The sequence below is a fragment of the Streptomyces chisholmiae genome (genome assembly GCF_031845445.1).
GTDB lineage: Bacteria > Actinomycetota > Actinomycetes > Streptomycetales > Streptomycetaceae > Streptomyces > Streptomyces chisholmiae.
Genome location: NZ_JAVREO010000002.1, coordinates 439,855 through 455,871, shown reverse-complemented (window position 1 = coordinate 455,871; position 16,017 = coordinate 439,855). Strand labels below are relative to the sequence as shown.

General features: G+C 72.0%; 16 protein-coding genes. 8 read left to right on the top strand and 8 right to left on the bottom strand.

The annotated features are described in order from the left end of the window. The 4 genes from RM844_RS04910 (at position 1) to RM844_RS04895 (ending at position 3,257) form a co-directional block, all read left to right on the top strand. The gene (locus RM844_RS04910) at positions 1–1,056 is read left to right on the top strand and encodes a hypothetical protein (protein ID WP_311665115.1); all 1,056 of its coding nucleotides are present in this window, start codon (positions 1–3) and stop codon (positions 1,054–1,056) included. Positions 1,057–1,156: 100 nt separating this feature from the next. Then, positions 1,157–1,633: an NUDIX domain-containing protein gene (locus tag RM844_RS04905; RefSeq protein ID WP_311665113.1), complete on the top strand. Its 477-nt coding sequence runs from the start codon at positions 1,157–1,159 to the stop codon at positions 1,631–1,633. A 275-nt stretch (positions 1,634–1,908) separates the two neighbouring features. Continuing rightward, the gene (locus RM844_RS04900) at positions 1,909–2,322 is read left to right on the top strand and encodes an ATP-binding protein (protein ID WP_311665111.1); all 414 of its coding nucleotides are present in this window, start codon (positions 1,909–1,911) and stop codon (positions 2,320–2,322) included. Continuing rightward, entirely contained in the window at positions 2,211–3,257 is a 1,047-nt protein-coding gene (locus tag RM844_RS04895; RefSeq protein WP_311665332.1) for an RNA polymerase sigma factor SigF, read from the top strand. Before RM844_RS04900 ends, RM844_RS04895 begins: the two co-directional genes overlap by 112 nt. A gap of 23 nt (positions 3,258–3,280) precedes the next feature. Here RM844_RS04895 and RM844_RS04890 read toward each other — a convergent pair whose 3' ends face one another. Beyond that, on the bottom strand, positions 3,281–3,712 hold the full coding sequence (locus RM844_RS04890) for a hypothetical protein (RefSeq protein ID WP_311665109.1): 432 nt from the start codon (positions 3,710–3,712) through the stop codon (positions 3,281–3,283). Positions 3,713–3,773: 61 nt separating this feature from the next. On the opposite strand from RM844_RS04890, the gene RM844_RS04885 reads away from it, so the two are divergent. Both RM844_RS04885 and RM844_RS04880 read left to right on the top strand, forming a co-directional pair. After that, a complete protein-coding gene (locus tag RM844_RS04885) occupies positions 3,774–4,742 on the top strand; it encodes a diacylglycerol/lipid kinase family protein (RefSeq protein ID WP_311665107.1) in 969 nt (322 codons plus the stop codon). 335 nt (positions 4,743–5,077) lie between these two features. Then, a complete protein-coding gene (locus RM844_RS04880; protein WP_019433310.1) occupies positions 5,078–5,335 on the top strand; it encodes a WhiB family transcriptional regulator in 258 nt (85 codons plus the stop codon). A 256-nt stretch (positions 5,336–5,591) separates the two neighbouring features. Here RM844_RS04880 and RM844_RS04875 read toward each other — a convergent pair whose 3' ends face one another. Both RM844_RS04875 and RM844_RS04870 read right to left on the bottom strand, forming a co-directional pair. Beyond that, on the bottom strand, positions 5,592–7,076 hold the full coding sequence (locus RM844_RS04875; RefSeq protein ID WP_311665102.1) for a sensor histidine kinase: 1,485 nt from the start codon (positions 7,074–7,076) through the stop codon (positions 5,592–5,594). A gap of 366 nt (positions 7,077–7,442) precedes the next feature. Continuing rightward, the gene (locus RM844_RS04870; protein WP_311665100.1) at positions 7,443–8,060 is read right to left on the bottom strand and encodes a TetR/AcrR family transcriptional regulator; all 618 of its coding nucleotides are present in this window, start codon (positions 8,058–8,060) and stop codon (positions 7,443–7,445) included. 122 nt (positions 8,061–8,182) lie between these two features. Here RM844_RS04870 and RM844_RS04865 point away from each other — a divergent pair, with 122 nt between their 5' ends. Next, positions 8,183–8,941 (top strand): SDR family oxidoreductase, encoded by a 759-nt coding sequence (locus RM844_RS04865; protein ID WP_311665098.1) that lies wholly within the window; start codon positions 8,183–8,185, stop codon positions 8,939–8,941. Between the two features lie 92 nt (positions 8,942–9,033). Here the strand turns inward: RM844_RS04865 and RM844_RS04860 are convergent, their stop codons facing one another. From RM844_RS04860 to RM844_RS04840, 5 genes are all read right to left on the bottom strand, one after another. Further along, complete coding sequence (locus RM844_RS04860) at positions 9,034–10,086, bottom strand: SIS domain-containing protein (protein WP_311665096.1); 1,053 nt, start codon at positions 10,084–10,086, stop codon at positions 9,034–9,036. Positions 10,087–10,182: 96 nt separating this feature from the next. After that, on the bottom strand, positions 10,183–11,742 hold the full coding sequence (locus tag RM844_RS04855; protein WP_311665094.1) for a glycoside hydrolase family 3 protein: 1,560 nt from the start codon (positions 11,740–11,742) through the stop codon (positions 10,183–10,185). 6 nt (positions 11,743–11,748) lie between these two features. Further along, positions 11,749–12,561, bottom strand: a complete 813-nt coding sequence (locus RM844_RS04850) for a carbohydrate ABC transporter permease (RefSeq protein ID WP_311665092.1) — start codon at positions 12,559–12,561, stop codon at positions 11,749–11,751. After that, the gene (locus RM844_RS04845; protein ID WP_311665090.1) at positions 12,558–13,541 is read right to left on the bottom strand and encodes a carbohydrate ABC transporter permease; all 984 of its coding nucleotides are present in this window, start codon (positions 13,539–13,541) and stop codon (positions 12,558–12,560) included. Before RM844_RS04845 ends, RM844_RS04850 begins: the two co-directional genes overlap by 4 nt. Before the next feature lie 75 nt (positions 13,542–13,616). Continuing rightward, the gene (locus RM844_RS04840; protein WP_311665088.1) at positions 13,617–14,876 is read right to left on the bottom strand and encodes an extracellular solute-binding protein; all 1,260 of its coding nucleotides are present in this window, start codon (positions 14,874–14,876) and stop codon (positions 13,617–13,619) included. 277 nt (positions 14,877–15,153) lie between these two features. Here RM844_RS04840 and RM844_RS04835 point away from each other — a divergent pair, with 277 nt between their 5' ends. Beyond that, on the top strand, positions 15,154–15,915 hold the full coding sequence (locus tag RM844_RS04835; protein ID WP_311665086.1) for a GntR family transcriptional regulator: 762 nt from the start codon (positions 15,154–15,156) through the stop codon (positions 15,913–15,915). Positions 15,916–16,017: the final 102 nt, after the last annotated feature.

Here is a 16,017-nt window from a genome sequence, read left to right as displayed (position 1 = left end):
GTGCCGTCCCACGCGCCACCGGACCCACCGCCGCCGGCCCCCGCCACGTTCCGCCGGGCCCCGGCCGACCACGCGCCGCGCTACCTGGCCACCGGGCTGCTGCTGTTGGCCATGGGCGGCGGGGTGCTCGGCTGGCTGGCCCACGGCCTGACCAGCCCCCGGCTCACCCTCGGCGACCTGCTGTGGAACGTGGTGAACCCGCACCACCCGGTGTCCGCCGACGCGCTGACCCCGCTGGAGTGGACCTTCGCCGTCGCGCTGCTCACCGTCGCCGCGCTGGCCCTCCGCCGGCGCCGGGCGGCCAGGGGCGGCGCGCTGCTGTTGGCCTTCCTGCTGCTCGGACTCTGCCTGCGGCAGGGGGTGGGCGCCCTGGACGAGCGGTACCGGCTGGGCTTCGAGACCCCCACCTACGGCCCCTGGGCCCTGGCCACCTACGCCGTCGGCCTGCTCGTCGCCGTCGCCGTGCTGGCCCTGCTCCTGCCGCGCCCCGAACGCCCCGCCGGCCGGTACCAGGAGGACGGCGAGGGCCGGCCGCCGGCGCTCGGCGCGGCCGGCGCCGTGGCCGGCGCGGCGCTGATCGTGCTGGCGCTGGTCCGGATCGGCTGGCTGCTGGACAACCAGCGGCTGGCCGCCCGGTACGACCTGCGGACCTGGAACGAGTACTTCAGGGAGCTGGTCGACCCCTCGCTGTCCTCATCCCCGGTCTCGCTGACCGGCGGCAGCCCCTACTACGAGGCGGCGCTGCCGGTCGCCATGCTGCTGGTGGGCGGGCTGGCCTGCGCGGGCCGCCCGGTGGCGCGGGGCGCCGGGCTGACCCTGCTGGGCATGCTCGGCTACCTCCAGTACCGGGCGCTGGCCGGCGTCGACGTCAACGACCTGGACCTGTACTTCGACTCGGGACGCGGCACCCTGTGGCTGGCCAGCGCGCTGGGCTCGGCGCTGGCCGTGCTGGCCGGACTGCTCGCGCTGGCCGGGGCCGGGCGGGGCCGGCCGCGCGACCGGGCGGCCGACCCAGGGTGGTCGACGCGGCCGGGCCCGCCGCCGTTCCCGCGCTGACCCGCCCCCGGCCGGCGGGTCCGCGGCCCGCCCTCGGCCCCCTCCCCCCGACCGGATATCCGTTCCCGCGGGCCGGGGCGCGGTGCATAGGCTGGGGCCCATGTCAGCCCCCCTGCCTCCCGCGATCCAGTCCATGACGATGCTGGCCGCCGCCGTGTTGGTGCACGACCGCGCCACCGACCGGGTGCTGCTGCTGCGGCGCGGCCCCGGGGCCAAGTTCGCCCCCGGGATGTGGGACCTGCCGGTCGGCAAGTGCGACCCGGGCGAGCCGGTGGCGGCCGCCGCGGTCCGGGAGTTGCGCGAGGAGACCGGCCTGGCGGTCGCCGAATCGGCGCTCCGGGTGGCCCACGTGCTGCACGCGGCCAAGGGGGCGGAGGCGCCCAACGGCTTTCTCACGGTGATCTTTTCGACCGAGACCTGGCACGGGGAGCCCCGCAACGTCGAGCCGCACAAGCATTCCGAGGTGCGGTGGGTGAGCGTGAAGGCACTTCCGGAGAACACCGTGTTCGGCACCCATCGCGTGGTCGACCAGTGTCTGAACGAGAAGGTCGGGCTCACCCAACTCGGCTGGTCGTGACACGGGGACCGAACGGGGCAGTACGATCAACCACCATCGCGATGATCACGCGCAACATCTGCCGTGGACAGGGGATTTGACGGCGCCTCACTGGGCACACTACGCACCGAGTGCATTACGATGAGTAATACCGCTGAGGTGTTCAGGTCGGTCGGTCGCGTCCCCGGGGCCAGGCGACAGCGTGTGGTGGATCGCGGTAGCGTCGCAGGGCGGCCAGGGCACCAGGAAGAGGTGCCCGGGAGCGCTACGAGCTGTGAGTCTCTGTGGAGGTGAGGGTGTCCCAATTCCCAGGTGAGCCCGGATCGCAGGACTTCGTCGAAGTCCGGCTGCCGGCCGCGGGTGCCTATCTGTCGGTGTTGCGCACGGCCACGGCCGGCCTCGCCGCCCGATTGGACTTCACCCTCGACGAGATCGAGGACCTCCGCATCGCGGTGGACGAGGCCTGCGCGATCCTGCTCCAACAGGCCATCCCCGGCAGCGTGCTGGACTGCGTCTTCACGCTGGTCGGCGACGCGTTGCGGGTGACGGTCTCGGCCCCGACCACGGAGGGCCACGCCCCGGAGCGCGACACCTTCGCCTGGACGGTGCTCAGCGCGCTGGCCGGGGAGGTCGAGTCGGCCGTCGCCGAGGACAAGACGGTCAGCATCAGCCTGCACAAGACGCGAGGCGCCGCCCCCGGAACGCCGTGACCGGCGCCCAGGGGCCGCCACGGGACGAGGGGGCCGAGGTGAACGAGGTGGACCAGACAGCGCGCGCGGCGCGCCAGGAGCCGGCTGGCACGGCCATTCCGGGGCAGGTCGACACCGGTCAGGTGCCGAGTCGACAGCCGCGGGAGGCGCCGGCGACCCGGCGTCGGGTCGCGCCGGATCCACAGGACCGCAGCGCCGCGCGCGGTCTCTTCGTCGAGCTGCGCACCCTGCCCGAAGGGTCGGCGGAGCGCGCGGAGTTGCGGGACACCCTGGTGCGGATGCACCTGCCGCTGGTGGAGCACCTGGCCCGCCGCTTCCGGAACCGCGGCGAGCCGCTGGACGACCTCACCCAGGTCGCCACGATCGGGCTGATCAAGTCCGTCGACCGCTTCGACCCGGAGCGCGGCGTGGAGTTCTCCACCTACGCCACGCCGACGGTGGTCGGCGAGATCAAGCGGCACTTCCGGGACAAGGGCTGGGCGGTGCGGGTGCCGCGTCGCCTCCAGGAGCTGAGGCTCTCGCTGAGCCAGGCCACCGCCGAGCTGTCCCAGCAGCACGGCCGCGCCCCCACGGTGCACGAGCTGGCCCAGCGGCTGAACATCTCCGAGGAGGAGGTGCTGGAGGGCCTGGAGTCGGCCAACGCGTACAGCACCCTCTCGCTGGACGTCCCGGACACCGACGACGAGTCGCCGGCCGTCGCCGACACCCTGGGCGCCGAGGACGACGCCCTGGAGGGCGTCGAGTACCGCGAGTCGCTCAAGCCGCTGCTCGAACAGCTCCCGCCGCGCGAGAAGAAGATCCTGCTGCTGCGCTTCTTCGGCAACATGACCCAGTCGCAGATCGCCCAGGAGGTCGGCATCTCCCAGATGCACGTCTCCCGACTGCTGGCGCGCACCCTGGCCCAGCTGCGGGAGCGCCTGCTGGTCGAGGAGTGACCGCCGCGGAGTGACCGGACCCGTCAGGCCCGGCCGGGCCCCACGCCGAGCGCCTCGGTCGCCGTGGGGCTGAGCAGACACCCCAGCACCAGCAGCGCCGAGGCCGCCAGCGGCAGCGCCGCCCCGACCCAGGCTCCCCCACTGCCCAGCAGGGTGAACGCGATCGGCAGCGCCAGCAGTTGGGCCATCACGCCGGGCCCCCGGCTCCAGCGCCGCAGCCGCCACAGCCCGTGCCCCGCCACCAGCGGCACCACCGCCAGGGCCAGCAGGGTCAACGCCCCGGCGACGGCCTGGGCGCGGTCCCCCGGCTCCCCGCCGACGGCCAGCACCAGCATCACCGCCGCGACACCGGCCAGCACCGCGCCCTGCGCCCCGCACACCGCCGCGGCCACCGCGACCCTGCGTGGCCGTACGGCGTCCGTCCGCTCCGCTTCCCGCGCGCTCTTCTCACTCACCCGGCCAGGGTATAAGGCACCTCGGCGGCGCCCCCGGCGGCAACCTGGGTACCCTGCACCCATGCGCGCACTTCTCGTGGTCAACCCGGTAGCCACCACCACCAGTGCGCGGACCCGGGACGTGCTGACGCACGCGCTGGCCAGCGATCTCAAGCTGGACGTGGCGGCCACCGAGTACCGGGGGCACGCCCGACGGCTGGCCCGCCAGGCCGCCGAGGCCGGCACCGACCTGGTGATCGCGTTGGGCGGCGACGGCACGGTCAACGAGGTGGTCAACGGCCTGCTGCACGAGGGCCCCGACCAGGACGGCAGCCTGCCCCGGCTGGCCGTGGTGCCGGGCGGCTCCACCAACGTCTTCGCCCGCGCCCTCGGCCTGCCCAACGACGCGGTGGAGGCCACCGGGGCACTGCTCGACGCGCTGCACGAGGGCTCGGAGCGGGCCATCGGCCTGGGCCTGGCCTCCGGCACCCCGGGTACCAGGGACGCGGAGGTGCCCAGGCGCTGGTTCACCTTCTGCGCCGGCTACGGCTTCGACGCCGGGGTGGTCGGCCGGGTGGAGGGCCAGCGCGAGCGCGGCAAGCGGTCCACCCACGCGCTCTACGTGCGGCAGGCCATGCGGCACTTCCTCGGGGACCGCCAACGCACCCAGGGCAGCATCTCGTTGACCCGGCCCGGCGCGGAGCCGGTGGACGGTCTGGTGCTGTCGATAGTCTGCAACACCGCGCCCTGGACGTTCCTGGGGAACCGGCCGGTGTACGCGGCCCCCCGCGCCTCCTTCGACACGGCGCTCGACGTGCTCGGCCTGTCCCGGCTCTCCTCCGCCGCGATCACCCGCTACGGCGCCCAACTGCTGCGCTCCAGCCCGGAACGAGGGCCGCATGGCCGGCATGTGGTGGCATTGCATGACGAACCGGAGTTCACCTTGCAATCGCAGGTGCCGCTGCCGTTTCAGCTTGATGGTGACCACCTGGGACTGCGAAACAGCGTCTCCTTCACAGGCGTGCGCCGTGCACTGCGTGTGATTGTGTGAGCGGAACCGGCAAAAGTCCTTGTAGTCGAACGTTTAGCGCAGACTCCACCCAGGGGAATTAGGGTTGTGAGCTAAGCGACACCAAGGATTCAAAAAAAACTTCTCGGAAGGGGTTGTATCCGTCGCCGAGGTTTGCGAACCTCTTCATGGCGATCGGGACGGCCAACACCGGCCCCCTTGAGAGCCCGAATCCCCCCTCCTCCCTCCTACAGGGGCACAGCGGGGCACTCACCCAGAGCGATGTCTATGTGACAGCTCGTTCTTCGTGAGAGGATTCGTGAAAGCGTTCACATTCACAAGCAATGTAACTGCAACGTGCAGGAGATGGAGCAGACATGGACTGGCGTCACAACGCCGTTTGCCGCGAGGAAGACCCCGAGCTGTTCTTCCCCATCGGCAACACCGGTCCCGCGCTGCTGCAGATCGAGGAAGCCAAGGCCGTCTGCCGCCGCTGCCCCGTGATGGAGCAGTGCCTGCAGTGGGCGCTGGAGTCCGGCCAGGACTCCGGTGTCTGGGGCGGCATGAGCGAGGACGAGCGCCGCGCGATGAAGCGCCGCGCCGCCCGCAACCGGGCGCGCAAGGCCACTGCCTGACGCGCCCGCGCCACCACCCTTCGCTGCCGCGAGTCGCAGCACCCGCACCGCCCAAGGTGCACATCGCGTAGGACGTGATGAGCCCCGGCGCCCGGCCGACATCGGCCAGGACGCCGGGGCTTAGTGCTGGGTACCGCGATGCCGCGCGCCGGCACTGTGGACGTTCCGTGTGCCCGCTCCGGCCGGATCGGCACCGCTCACCCGCATGCCGTTCGATTCCCTGACGGGCGGTCAACTGCCGGCCCGGCCAAGGGCTTCAGCGCTTCTCCGGCTCCAGCGGCAGGTCGAGCACCACCCGGGTGCCGCGCTCTTCGGCCGGCACCATGTCGAACCGGCCGCCCAACTCGCCCTCGACCAGGGTGCGGACGATCTGCAGGCCGAGGTTGCCCCCGCCGCGCGGGTCGAAGCCGGCGGGCAGCCCGCGCCCGTCGTCCTCCACCGTGACCAGCAGCCGGCCCGGCCCGCGCGGGACCTCGGTGCGGACCGCCAACACGTCGATGGTGCCCCGCTCGCTCGGGCCGAAGCCGTGCTCCAGGGCGTTCTGCAACACCTCGGTGAGCACCATGGAGAGCGGGGTCGCGGTGGCCGCGTCGAGGATGCCGAACCGGCCGGTGCGGCGGCCCACCACCCGGCCGTCCGGGGAGAGTTCGGCGACCATCATGATCACCCGATCGGCGATCTCGTCGAACTCCACCCGCTCGTCCAGGTTCTGGGAGAGCGTCTCGTGCACGATGGCGATCGACCCGACCCGGCGGACCGCCTCCTCAAGCGCCGCCCGGGCGTTGGTGTCCCCGGCCGCGCCGATGCGGCGCGCCTGGAGGCGCAGCAGGGCGGCCACGGTCTGCAGATTGTTCTTCACCCGGTGGTGGATCTCCCGGATGGTGGCGTCCTTGGTGATCAATTCGCGCTCTCGGCGACGGAGTTCGGTCACATCGCGGAGAAGTATGAGCGATCCGATGCGCTCGCCTTTCGGCTTCAGTGGAATCGCCCGCAACTGGATCACACAGTCGGCGCCCTCGATCTCGGCCTCCCTGGGCGCCCAGCCGCTGGCCAGCTTCACCAGCGACTCGTCCACCGGGCCCCGGGTGGGGGCCAGGTCGGCGGTGGTCGGCCCCAGCGGCAGCCCGACCAGGTCGGTGGCCAGGCCCAGCCGGTGGTAGGCGGAGAGCGCGTTGGGGCTGGCGTACTGCACCACGCCCTCGGCGTCCAGCCGGATGAACCCGTCGCCGACCCGTGGCGCCCGGTCCATCCCAACCTGCTGCCCGGGGAACGGGAAGGCGCCGCCGGCGATCATCTGGGCCAGGTCGGAGGCGCTCTGCAGATAGGTGAGCTCCAGCCGGCTCGGGGTCCGGACGGTCAGCAGGTTGGTGTTCCGGGCGATCACCCCGAGCACGCGGCCCTCCCGGCGCACCGGGATGGACTCCACCCGGACCGGCACCTCCTCGCGCCACTCCGGGTCGCCCTCGCGCACGATCCGCCCCTCGTCCAGCGCGACGTCCAGCAGCGGGCGCCGCCCCCGGGGGACCAGGTGGCCGACCATGTCGTCCTGATAGGAGGTGGGCCCGGTGTTCGGCCGCATCTGGGCGACGGAGACGTAGCGGGTGCCGTCCTCGGTGGGCAGCCAGAGCACCAGGTCGGCGAAGGAGAGGTCGGACAGCAGCTGCCACTCGGAGACCAGGAGATGCAGCCATTCCAGGTCCCCGGTCCCCAGCGCGGTGTGCTGGCGTACGAGATCGTTCATGGAGGGCACACCCGGAGCTTACCGGCGTACGCCTTGAGACGGTTCCGATGCGCCATGTGATCAACTTGTGACGGGGAACGACGAAAAGGGGCAGGAAGTCCGTTCAGAGCATGGACACATGGGAGGGCCCCGGGACAGAATGAGGGACGTTGACTTCTGCTCTCCCCGCACAAGAGAGCAGAGCGGGGTCCGGCGCTTTCTGCCCTGACGGCGCCCGGGCCCGATATCGCTCCGGGCTGCGGTGCCAAGAGGGTTGAGGGTCCCTCTTCGGTGCCGCGGCCCGTGGGTGTTTCTCCCCCTCTCCTCCTCCCGTCCCGCCTCCCCTCCGCCCCCCTCCGTTCCTCGCCGCGCCAGCCCGCCGCCGGCTCAGGCCGGCCCGGTCAGCTCCGCCGGCCAGGCGCCCATCGCCAGCTCGGCCACAGCCGCCAGCTCGGCGCTGCTCGCGCCGTCCCTGGCCTGCTGGCTCATCCCCTGGATCACCGCACCCGTGTACCTGGCCAGGGCACCCGCGTCCACCGACGCCGGCAGCACCCCGGCCGCGACGTCCGCCGCCACCCGGGCCTCCACGGCCCGGACGTTGCCGTGCCGGACGGCCCGCAGCCCCTCCGCGACCTCGTGCGCCGACTCCTGGTAGTTGGTGACCGCCGAGACCACCAGGCAGCCGGTCGGGAGATCCGCCCTGGCGTACTCCACGGCCGCCTCCCGGAGCACCCGGTGTACCCCGGACCTGGCGGTCGGCTCCTCGGCCATGGCCCGCCTGATGAACGAGCCGTAGTGCTCGATGTAGTACGCCACCACCTCCTCGAAGAGGGTGCGCTTGTCGCCGAAGGCCGCGTAGAGGCTGGGCGCGCCGATGCCCATGGCGGCGGTGAGGTCGGCGATCGAGGTGGCCTCGTAGCCGTGCTCCCAGAAGGCGCGGGTGGCCTGCTCCAGCGCGGTCTCTCGGTCGAAGGAGCGTGGGCGTCCACGCGTTCGGGTGGCCATGACGGAATTCTATAGCGTCCGCTTCAGAAGGGGTGTACGGTTCTTTCTGTAACGACCGCTAGGAAATTGTGGCTGGCCGCTGGCTGACGGCGGACAGCTGATGACAGAGGGGTGGGCGCGGCATGAGCACGCTCAAGGGCAGGACGGCGCTGGTCACCGGCGGCAGCCGCGGCATCGGGCGGGCCGTCGCGCGGCGGCTGGCCCGGGAGGGCGCCCGGGTCGCGGTGCACTACGGGCGGCGGGAGACGGCGGCCAGGGAGACGGTGGCGGCCATCGAGGAGGCCGGCGGCAGCGCCTTCGCGATCGGCGCGGAGCTGGGCCGGCCCGGGGATGCCGAGGCGCTCTGGGTCGCCTTCGACGAGCAGGCCGACGGCCTGGACATCCTGGTGCACAACGCGGGGATCACGGGCGAGCGGGCCGGCCTCGCCGGCACGACGGCCGAGGAGTTCGAGCAGCTCCAGGCGGTCAACGTCCGGGCCCCGTTCTTCGTCACCCAGCGGGGCCTGGGCCGGCTGCGGGACGGCGGGCGGATCGTCAACGTCTCGTCCGGGTTGGCCGGGCGGGCCGGGATGATGCCCGCGGTGCTCGCCTACTCGATGACCAAGGCCGCGATGGAGGCCTTCACGGCGGGCCTGGCCAAGGAGCTGGGCCCGCGCGGGATCACGGTCAACGCGGTCTCCCCCGGCATCGTCGACACGGAGATGAACGCCGCCCTGGAGCTCGCGGCCCCGGAGCGGCGGGCCGCGGTCGCCGCGATGTCGCCGCTGGGCGAGGTGGGGTCGCCGGCCCACATAGCGGATGTCGTCGCGTTCCTCGCCTCGTCCGACGCCCGGTGGGTCACCGGCCAGTCCATCGATGCCACGGGGGGCGCGTTGCTCTGAGCGGGCAGGCGGGGCCGGGCGGGCCGCGTCCGTCTCCCCGGGCCGCGCGGCGGCCCGGGCGCGGCCCCGCGGGACTGATCAGCGGCTGTGCCCTACCGCGTCTCGGTGACCTTGGCCAGGGCGCGCGGGGCGTCGGGGTCCTGTCCCCTGGCCCGGGTCACCTCGTAGGCGAGGAGTTGCAGCGGGATGATCTCCAGGATGGGCTGGAGTTCCTCGACGAGGCCCTCGGTGGGCAGCGCGAAGCCGGCCGAGGCCCCGGCCAGTGCCGACTCCGGCCCGACCACCATCAGGTCGGCGCCCCGGTCCCGCAGTCGGTCGAGGACGGGGCGCAGCGCCTCGCCGCCCCGGCCGTCGGTGACGATCGCGATCACCGGGGAGACGTTGTCCACCATGGCGAGCGGGCCGTGCAGCAGGTCCGCGCCCGAGTAGGCCAGAGCCGGCACGTAGCTGGTCTCCATCAGCTTCAGCGCGGCCTCCCTGGCCGTCGGATACCCGTAGCCCCGGGAGGTGAGGACCATCCGTTCCGCGAAGCGGTAGCGCGCCGCCAGGGTCCGTACCTCCTCCTGCCGGGCCAGCACCCGTTCCGCCAGCTCGGGCAGGCGGGCGGCGGCGGCCGTGCCGTCCTCGCCGGCCAGTGCGGCGACGAGGAGATAGAGCGCCAGCAGCTCGGCGGTGTAGGTCTTGGTCGCGGGCAGCGCCTGCTCGGGCCCGGCCAGCACGTCGATGGCGAACTCACTGGCCCTGGCCAGCGGCGAGTCCGGGTTGTTGGTCACGGCCAGGGTGATGGCGCCGCCCTCGCGGGCGGCGGTGGTCGAGGCCACCAGGTCCGGGGAGCCGCCCGACTGGCTGACGGCGATCACCAGGCAATCGGCCAGGTCGGGCTTGGCACCGTAGGCGGTGGTGGTGGACATGGAGGTGAGGCCGCAGGGCAGCCCCAGCCGGATCTCCAGCAGGTACTTGGCGTAGAGCGCCGCGTTGTCCGAGGTGCCACGGCCGGTCAGCAGGACGAAGCGCGGCCGGCGCGCCGCGATCTGTTCGGCGACCTCGGCGATGGGCCGCGCCCCCTGGCTCAGCAGTCGGCGCAGCACGGACGGTTGCTCGGTCATCTCGGTGAACATCAGCCGGCCTGGCTGCGTGGCGGACATCGGGCTCTCCCAGCCGGAGGGGGACGGACGGATTGCGGGGACGGCGGGCCCGGCCCCGCCGTGGTGGCGGGGCCGGCGTTCGGCGGCCTGGGCGGCTCAGCCCGGCTGGTGGCCGGTCAGCAGCTCGGCGACAGCCTGACCACAGACCCGGGCAGCGCCATAGGTGGCCAGATAGGTGTCGCCCACCGGCCCGGCGTGCGGCACGCCCATCTCCACCACGACGGTGTCCGGGCGGGCGGCGAGCAGCTCCGCGACGGTCTCCGCCACCCAGGGGTGGCGGTGCCGGTCCCGGAAGACGACGACCAGGGGCCGCTCCCCCGCCGTCGCCAGCACCTCGGCGGCCAGCCCGGCGGGGCCGGCCCGCTCGGCGTCGGCGGTGGCGTGCCCGCTGGTGGTGGTCCCCGGGAGGAGCCTGGCCAGCTCGGGGCCGGGCCCCCAGGGCGTCTGGTCGCCCACGGCGATGTTGGCCGCCGAGCTGAGCGTTGCCACGTGGGCCGGCCGGGTCAGTGGCCTGAGCCGGCCGTCGGCCGGCCGGCTGACGCGCACCGCGCGCCGGGCGGCGGCCAGTCCGATCTCCGCGTCGGCCGCTGCGTCCGCCGGGCCGGCGGCGGCCAGCCGGGCCCGCTCGTCGGCGGTCCAGCGGCCCAGGGCGCGCACCCGTTCGGCGGCCTCGTGGAGCCGCTCCTCGGGGAGTTCGCCGGACCGCACGGCGTTGACCAGGGCGTCCCGCAGCCGCAGCACCTCGGCCTCGTCGGACGGGCTGCCGCCGATGCACAGGGCGTCGGCGCCGGCGGCGATCGCCAGCACGCACCCCTGGTCCAGTCCGTAGGTCTCGGCCACGGCGCGCATCTCGATGGCGTCCGAGTAGATCAGCCCGTCGAAGCCGAGGCCGCCCTCGGCAACCGGCGCGCGCAGCAGGCCGTTGAGCACGGCCGGGCTCAGCGTCCCCGGCCGGTCGGGGTCGAGCGCGGGCACCAGGATGTGCGCGCTCATCACGCACCGGGTGCCGGCGGCTATCGCCGCCCGGAACGGCGCCAGCTCACGCTCGTGCAGCGTGCCCAGGTCGATGTCGATCCTGGGCAGCGCGTGGTGGCTGTCCACGTTGGTGTTGCCATGGCCGGGGAAGTGCTTGACGCAGGCGGCCACGCCGGCCGACTGGAGCCCCTCCACATAGGCGACGGTGTGCCGGGCCACCAGCCCCGGCTCCTCCCCGAAGGAGCGCACCCCGATCACCGGGTTCTCCGGGTCGGAGTTGATGTCGGCGGACGGCGCCCAGTTGACATTGACCCCGCAGGCGGCCAGCCGGCGTCCTATCGCGGCGCCGACCGCCCTGGTCAGCTCCGGGTCGTCGACGCTGCCCAGGGCGTGGTTGCCGGGGACGAACGAACCACCGTGCACGTCCAGCCGGGTGACGTCCCCGCCCTCCTCGTCGATCGCCACCAGCACGTCGGGCCTGGCGCTCCGCAGGTGGCCGGTCAGCTCGGCCAGCTGCGCGGTGGAGACCACGTTCCGGCCGAACAGGCCGACGCCGGTCATGCCGTTCTCCAGCTGCGCCAGCAGCCAGTCCGGGGCCCGGTGGGTGCCGACGAAGGTGGGTTGCAGAACGGCCAGCGCGTCCCTGGTGAGGGTGTCGGAGTCGGGTACCACGGTGGTCATGGCGTGTTATCCCTTCACGGCCCCGGCGGAGAGCCCGCCGGTGACCCGTCGCTGCAGCAGGACGAAGACGATCAGGACCGGGATGGTGAACATCGAGGAGGCGGCCATGGTGGCGCCCCAGTCGTTGCCGAAGTTGGTCTGGAACTGGGTCAGCCACAGCGGCAGCGTGGCGGCCTCGGGCGACTTGTTGAGCACCAGCACCATGGCGTACTCGTTCCACGCGGCGATGAAGCCGAAGAGCGAGGTGGCCATCAGGCCGGGCGCCAGCAGCGGGAAGATCACCCGCAGGAACGCCTGGGCCCGGTTGCAGCCGTCGATCATCGCCGACTCCTCCAGCTCCTTCGGCACCGCGGCGATGAAGCCGCGCAGCGTCCAGATGGCGAAGGGCAGGGCCATCACGAAGTAGATCAGCGTCAGGGTGAGCAGGCTGTTGAGCATCTCGGCGTCCCTGGCGTTCAGGTACACCACGATGATCAGGATCTCCCAGGGCGCCATCTGGGCCATCATCACGGCGAGCACCATGCCCCGGCGGCCCTTGAACTCCATCCGGGCGATGGCGAAGCTGGCGGCCAGCGCCACCACCAGGGCGAGCAGCACCGCGCCGACGGTGACCACGAAGCTGTTGGCCACGTAGGTCCAGAACAGCTCGACCCCGGTCGCCGTCGAGTAGTGCTCGAAGGTGGGGGTGAAGAAGAAGACGGGGTCCTTGGTGAGCACCTGGGAGTTGCTCTTGAAGGAGGTGCTGAACATCCAGTAGACCGGGAAGATGAACAGCACGGACACCACCAGGGCCGTGCCGTTGAGCCAGAGCTTCCTCATGAGTTCTCCTTCTCCTGCTTGAGGATCAGCCGGAAGTAGAAGGACATGGCGACCAGCAGGATCACCAGCGTGAGCACCGAGATCGCGGCGGCCATGCCGTACTGGTTCTGGCCCATGCCCTCGACGTAGGCCATCACGGGCAGGGTCTCGGACTCCCGGTTGGGGCCACCGCCGTTCATCGCGTAGATCTGGGCGAACGCCTTGAAGACCCAGATGATCTCCAGGAACGTGGTGATCATGAAGAACGGCCGCATGATCGGCAGCAGGATGGACCAGAAGATGCGGGCCGCCGAGGCGCCGTCCATCCGGGCGGCTTCCCAGATCTCGCCGCTGACCGTGGTCAGCCCGGCGTAGAGGTTGATCGCGACGAACGGGACGGAGGTCCAGACGATCAGCACGGTGACGATGGCCAGCGTGGAGAAGCCGCTGCCGAACCAGTTGTGCTGGTCGTAGCCCTCGAAGCCGAGGGTGCGCATCAGCCAGTTGGCGACACCGAACTGGGTGTCGAAGAGCCAGCGGAAGACCGTGGTGGTGGCGATCACCGGCATCGCCCAGGCGGCCACCAGCGAGATGGCGAGCACCAGCCGCATCTTCTTGCCCAGGGCGTTGAGCAGCAGGCCCAGCAGGGTGCCGAGGACCATGATCAGCACCACGTTGACGGCCATGAAGACGAAGGTGCGGAACACCGAGTCCCAGAAACGTTCATTCTCCAGGACCGCGCGGTAGTTCTCGATGCCGGTCCACTCGGTGGTCCGGGAGATCAGCTGCTTGCGGCCGAACTCCTGGAAGGAGATGAGCACGTTCCGCGCCAGCGCGTAGCCGAGGACCGCGAGGATGGCGATCACGGCGGGCGCCAGCAGCAGGTAGGGCACCAGTCCGGAGGGGACTCTGCGGCGCGGGGGACGGCGGTCCCCGTCCTGGCCGCCGGCGCCGCGGACCGGGGGCGGTGGTGCCGGTGCTTCCTCGATGTGCACGGTCATGCGTGACTTCCCTCGGGTGGCGAACAAGGGGGAGGGGTGCCGTCGGTCGGCGACGGCACCCCCGGGTGGTGTCGGCTACTCGCGGTTGATCCGTTCGGTGATCTCGGCGTCGGCCTCCTCGGCGGCGGACTGGTAGTCGTCGCCGTTGAGCGCCTGGGTCATCAGTTCCTTGATCGGGTTCGGCAAGGTCTCCACGTTGGCCCAGCCGGTGGTCAGCGGCGGCAGGTAGCCGACGTCGGCCGAGGCCACCATCGCCTCGGCGAAGCTGCCCGGCTCGGGCGAGGCGGTGACGTCGGTGCGGTTGGGAACCACGCCGCCGTTGTTGGCGTCGACGAACTTCTGCGCCCACTCCTGGGAGGTGGCCATGCGCAGCCACTCGTTGGCCAGCTCCGAGTTCCCCGCCCGCCCGGAGACGGCCAGGTTGGAGCCGCCGAGGAAGACGTGGCCGAGCTGGTCGGCGGTCTCGCCCGGGACCGGGAAGTAGCCGAAGTCGGCCTCGCCGCCCTGCTCCTCGATGGCCGCGATGGCGCCGGCCGCCTCCCAGCCGAGGCCGATCCAGGAGGCCACGTTGCCGTTCGGCACCACGTCGGTCGACTGCTGCGGCTCGGCCTCGTCGATGTCGGTCGGCGCGTTGGAGAAGGCCTGGAGCTCGGCGTAGAACTCCATGCCGGCCTGCCCCTCCGGGGTGGCGAGCGAGCCGGCCCAGCCGTCGCCCTCCTCGACCGCGAAGGTGCCGCCCGCGTCGGCGACGAAGCCGCCCATCACGTAGTAGCTCTGACCGGGCAGGTAGATCGGTTCGGCATCGGTGTTCTCCTGGATGGTCTCCAGCGCGGTGATCCACTCGTCGCGCGTGGTGGGCACCTCGGCGCCGGCCTCCTCCCAGATGCCCTTGTCATAGATCACCACGCGGTTGGCGCCGTACCACGGCACCGCGTAGAGCGTGTCGTCCACCCGCGTCGACTCCAGCATGGGGGCGTTCCACGGCTCATCGGCGAAGTCCGCCAGGTCGGCGAGGCCACCGGTGTTGGCGTAGCCGACGGTGTGGGTGTTGCCGATCTCCAGGACATCGACGGTGCCGTCCTCGGAGAGCGCGGTGATCACCCGGTCCTGGATGCCGTCCCACTGCTGGATCTCGACGTTGACCTCGACATCGTGCTCCGCCTCGAAGGCGGCACTCAGCTCCTCCACCCAGGGCTCGGGGGCGGACCCGTCCATCAGCCAGACGGTGATGGAGTCGGAGCTGCCGCCGCTCCCACCGTCGTCACCGGAGCCGCAGGCGGCGACCGTCGCCGTCATGGCGGCCACCCCGATAGCAGCGATCAGCTTGCGCTTCACGGCACCCTCCTCATCAAAAGCCGGGACCCGTCCACATCGTGGTGGCGTCGGGACGGCCGTCGCGTTAGTGGTGTAGACAAGAGGTTTAGACCAGTTGCACGGAGCCTGGACCAGACCAGGAATGGTGTCAAGGGGCCCGCGAGCCGCCGGGCGGGTCCGTTACCGGACCGACATCTGCCCTGGGGCGGCGGCCCGGCCGGGCCCGTGCCACGATGTCAGCTGCGATCTTTCGGAGGAGCCGGTGACGGCAGCACACAACGAGTCGGAGGGGTGGGACATGGCCAGCGAATCAGGTGCCACCGACGCCGCCGACCGGGTTCGCACCGCACGCGTCCCGAAGTACTACCGCCTTAAGCGTCATCTTCAGCAGATGACGGAGACCATGCCACCCGGCACCCCGGTGCCGCCCGAACGTTCACTGGCAAGCGAGTTCGACACCTCCAGGACCACGGTGCGTCAGGCGCTCCAGGAGCTGGTGGTGGAGGGCAGACTGGAACGCATCCAGGGCAAGGGCACCTTCGTCGCCAAGCCCAAGGTCTCACAGACCCTGCAACTCACCTCCTACACGGAGGATATGCGCGCACAGGGTCTGGAGCCCACCTCTCAGCTGCTGGAGATCGGCTACATCAACGCCGACGAACGGCTGAGCCGCCTGCTGGACCTGCCGGAGGGCGGGCGGGTGCTGCGGATCGAACGGCTGCGGCTGGCCAGCGGCGAGCCGATGGCCATCGAGACCACCCATCTGTCGCAGGAGCGCTTCCCCGCGCTGCGCCGCAGCCTGGTCCGCTACTCCTCGCTGTACACCGCCCTCGCGGAGGTCTACCAGGTACACCCGGCACGCGCCGAGGAGACCATCGAGACCTCGCTGGCCAACCCCCGGGAGGCCGGACTGCTCGGCACCGACGTGGGACTGCCGATGCTGATGCTCTCCCGGCATTCCCGGGACACCCGGGGTGAGCCGGTCGAGTGGGTCCGTTCGGTGTACCGGGGCGACCGGTACAAGTTCGTGGCCAACCTGGAGCGTCCCCGCCCCACCTGACCAGCGGGGACCGGGGCGCGCCGCGCGCCGCCGGGCGGCGGCGCCGGGCCCGAACGGGCCCGGGGCGCGCGGCCCTGGCGCGAACGCCCCCGCGCACGCCCC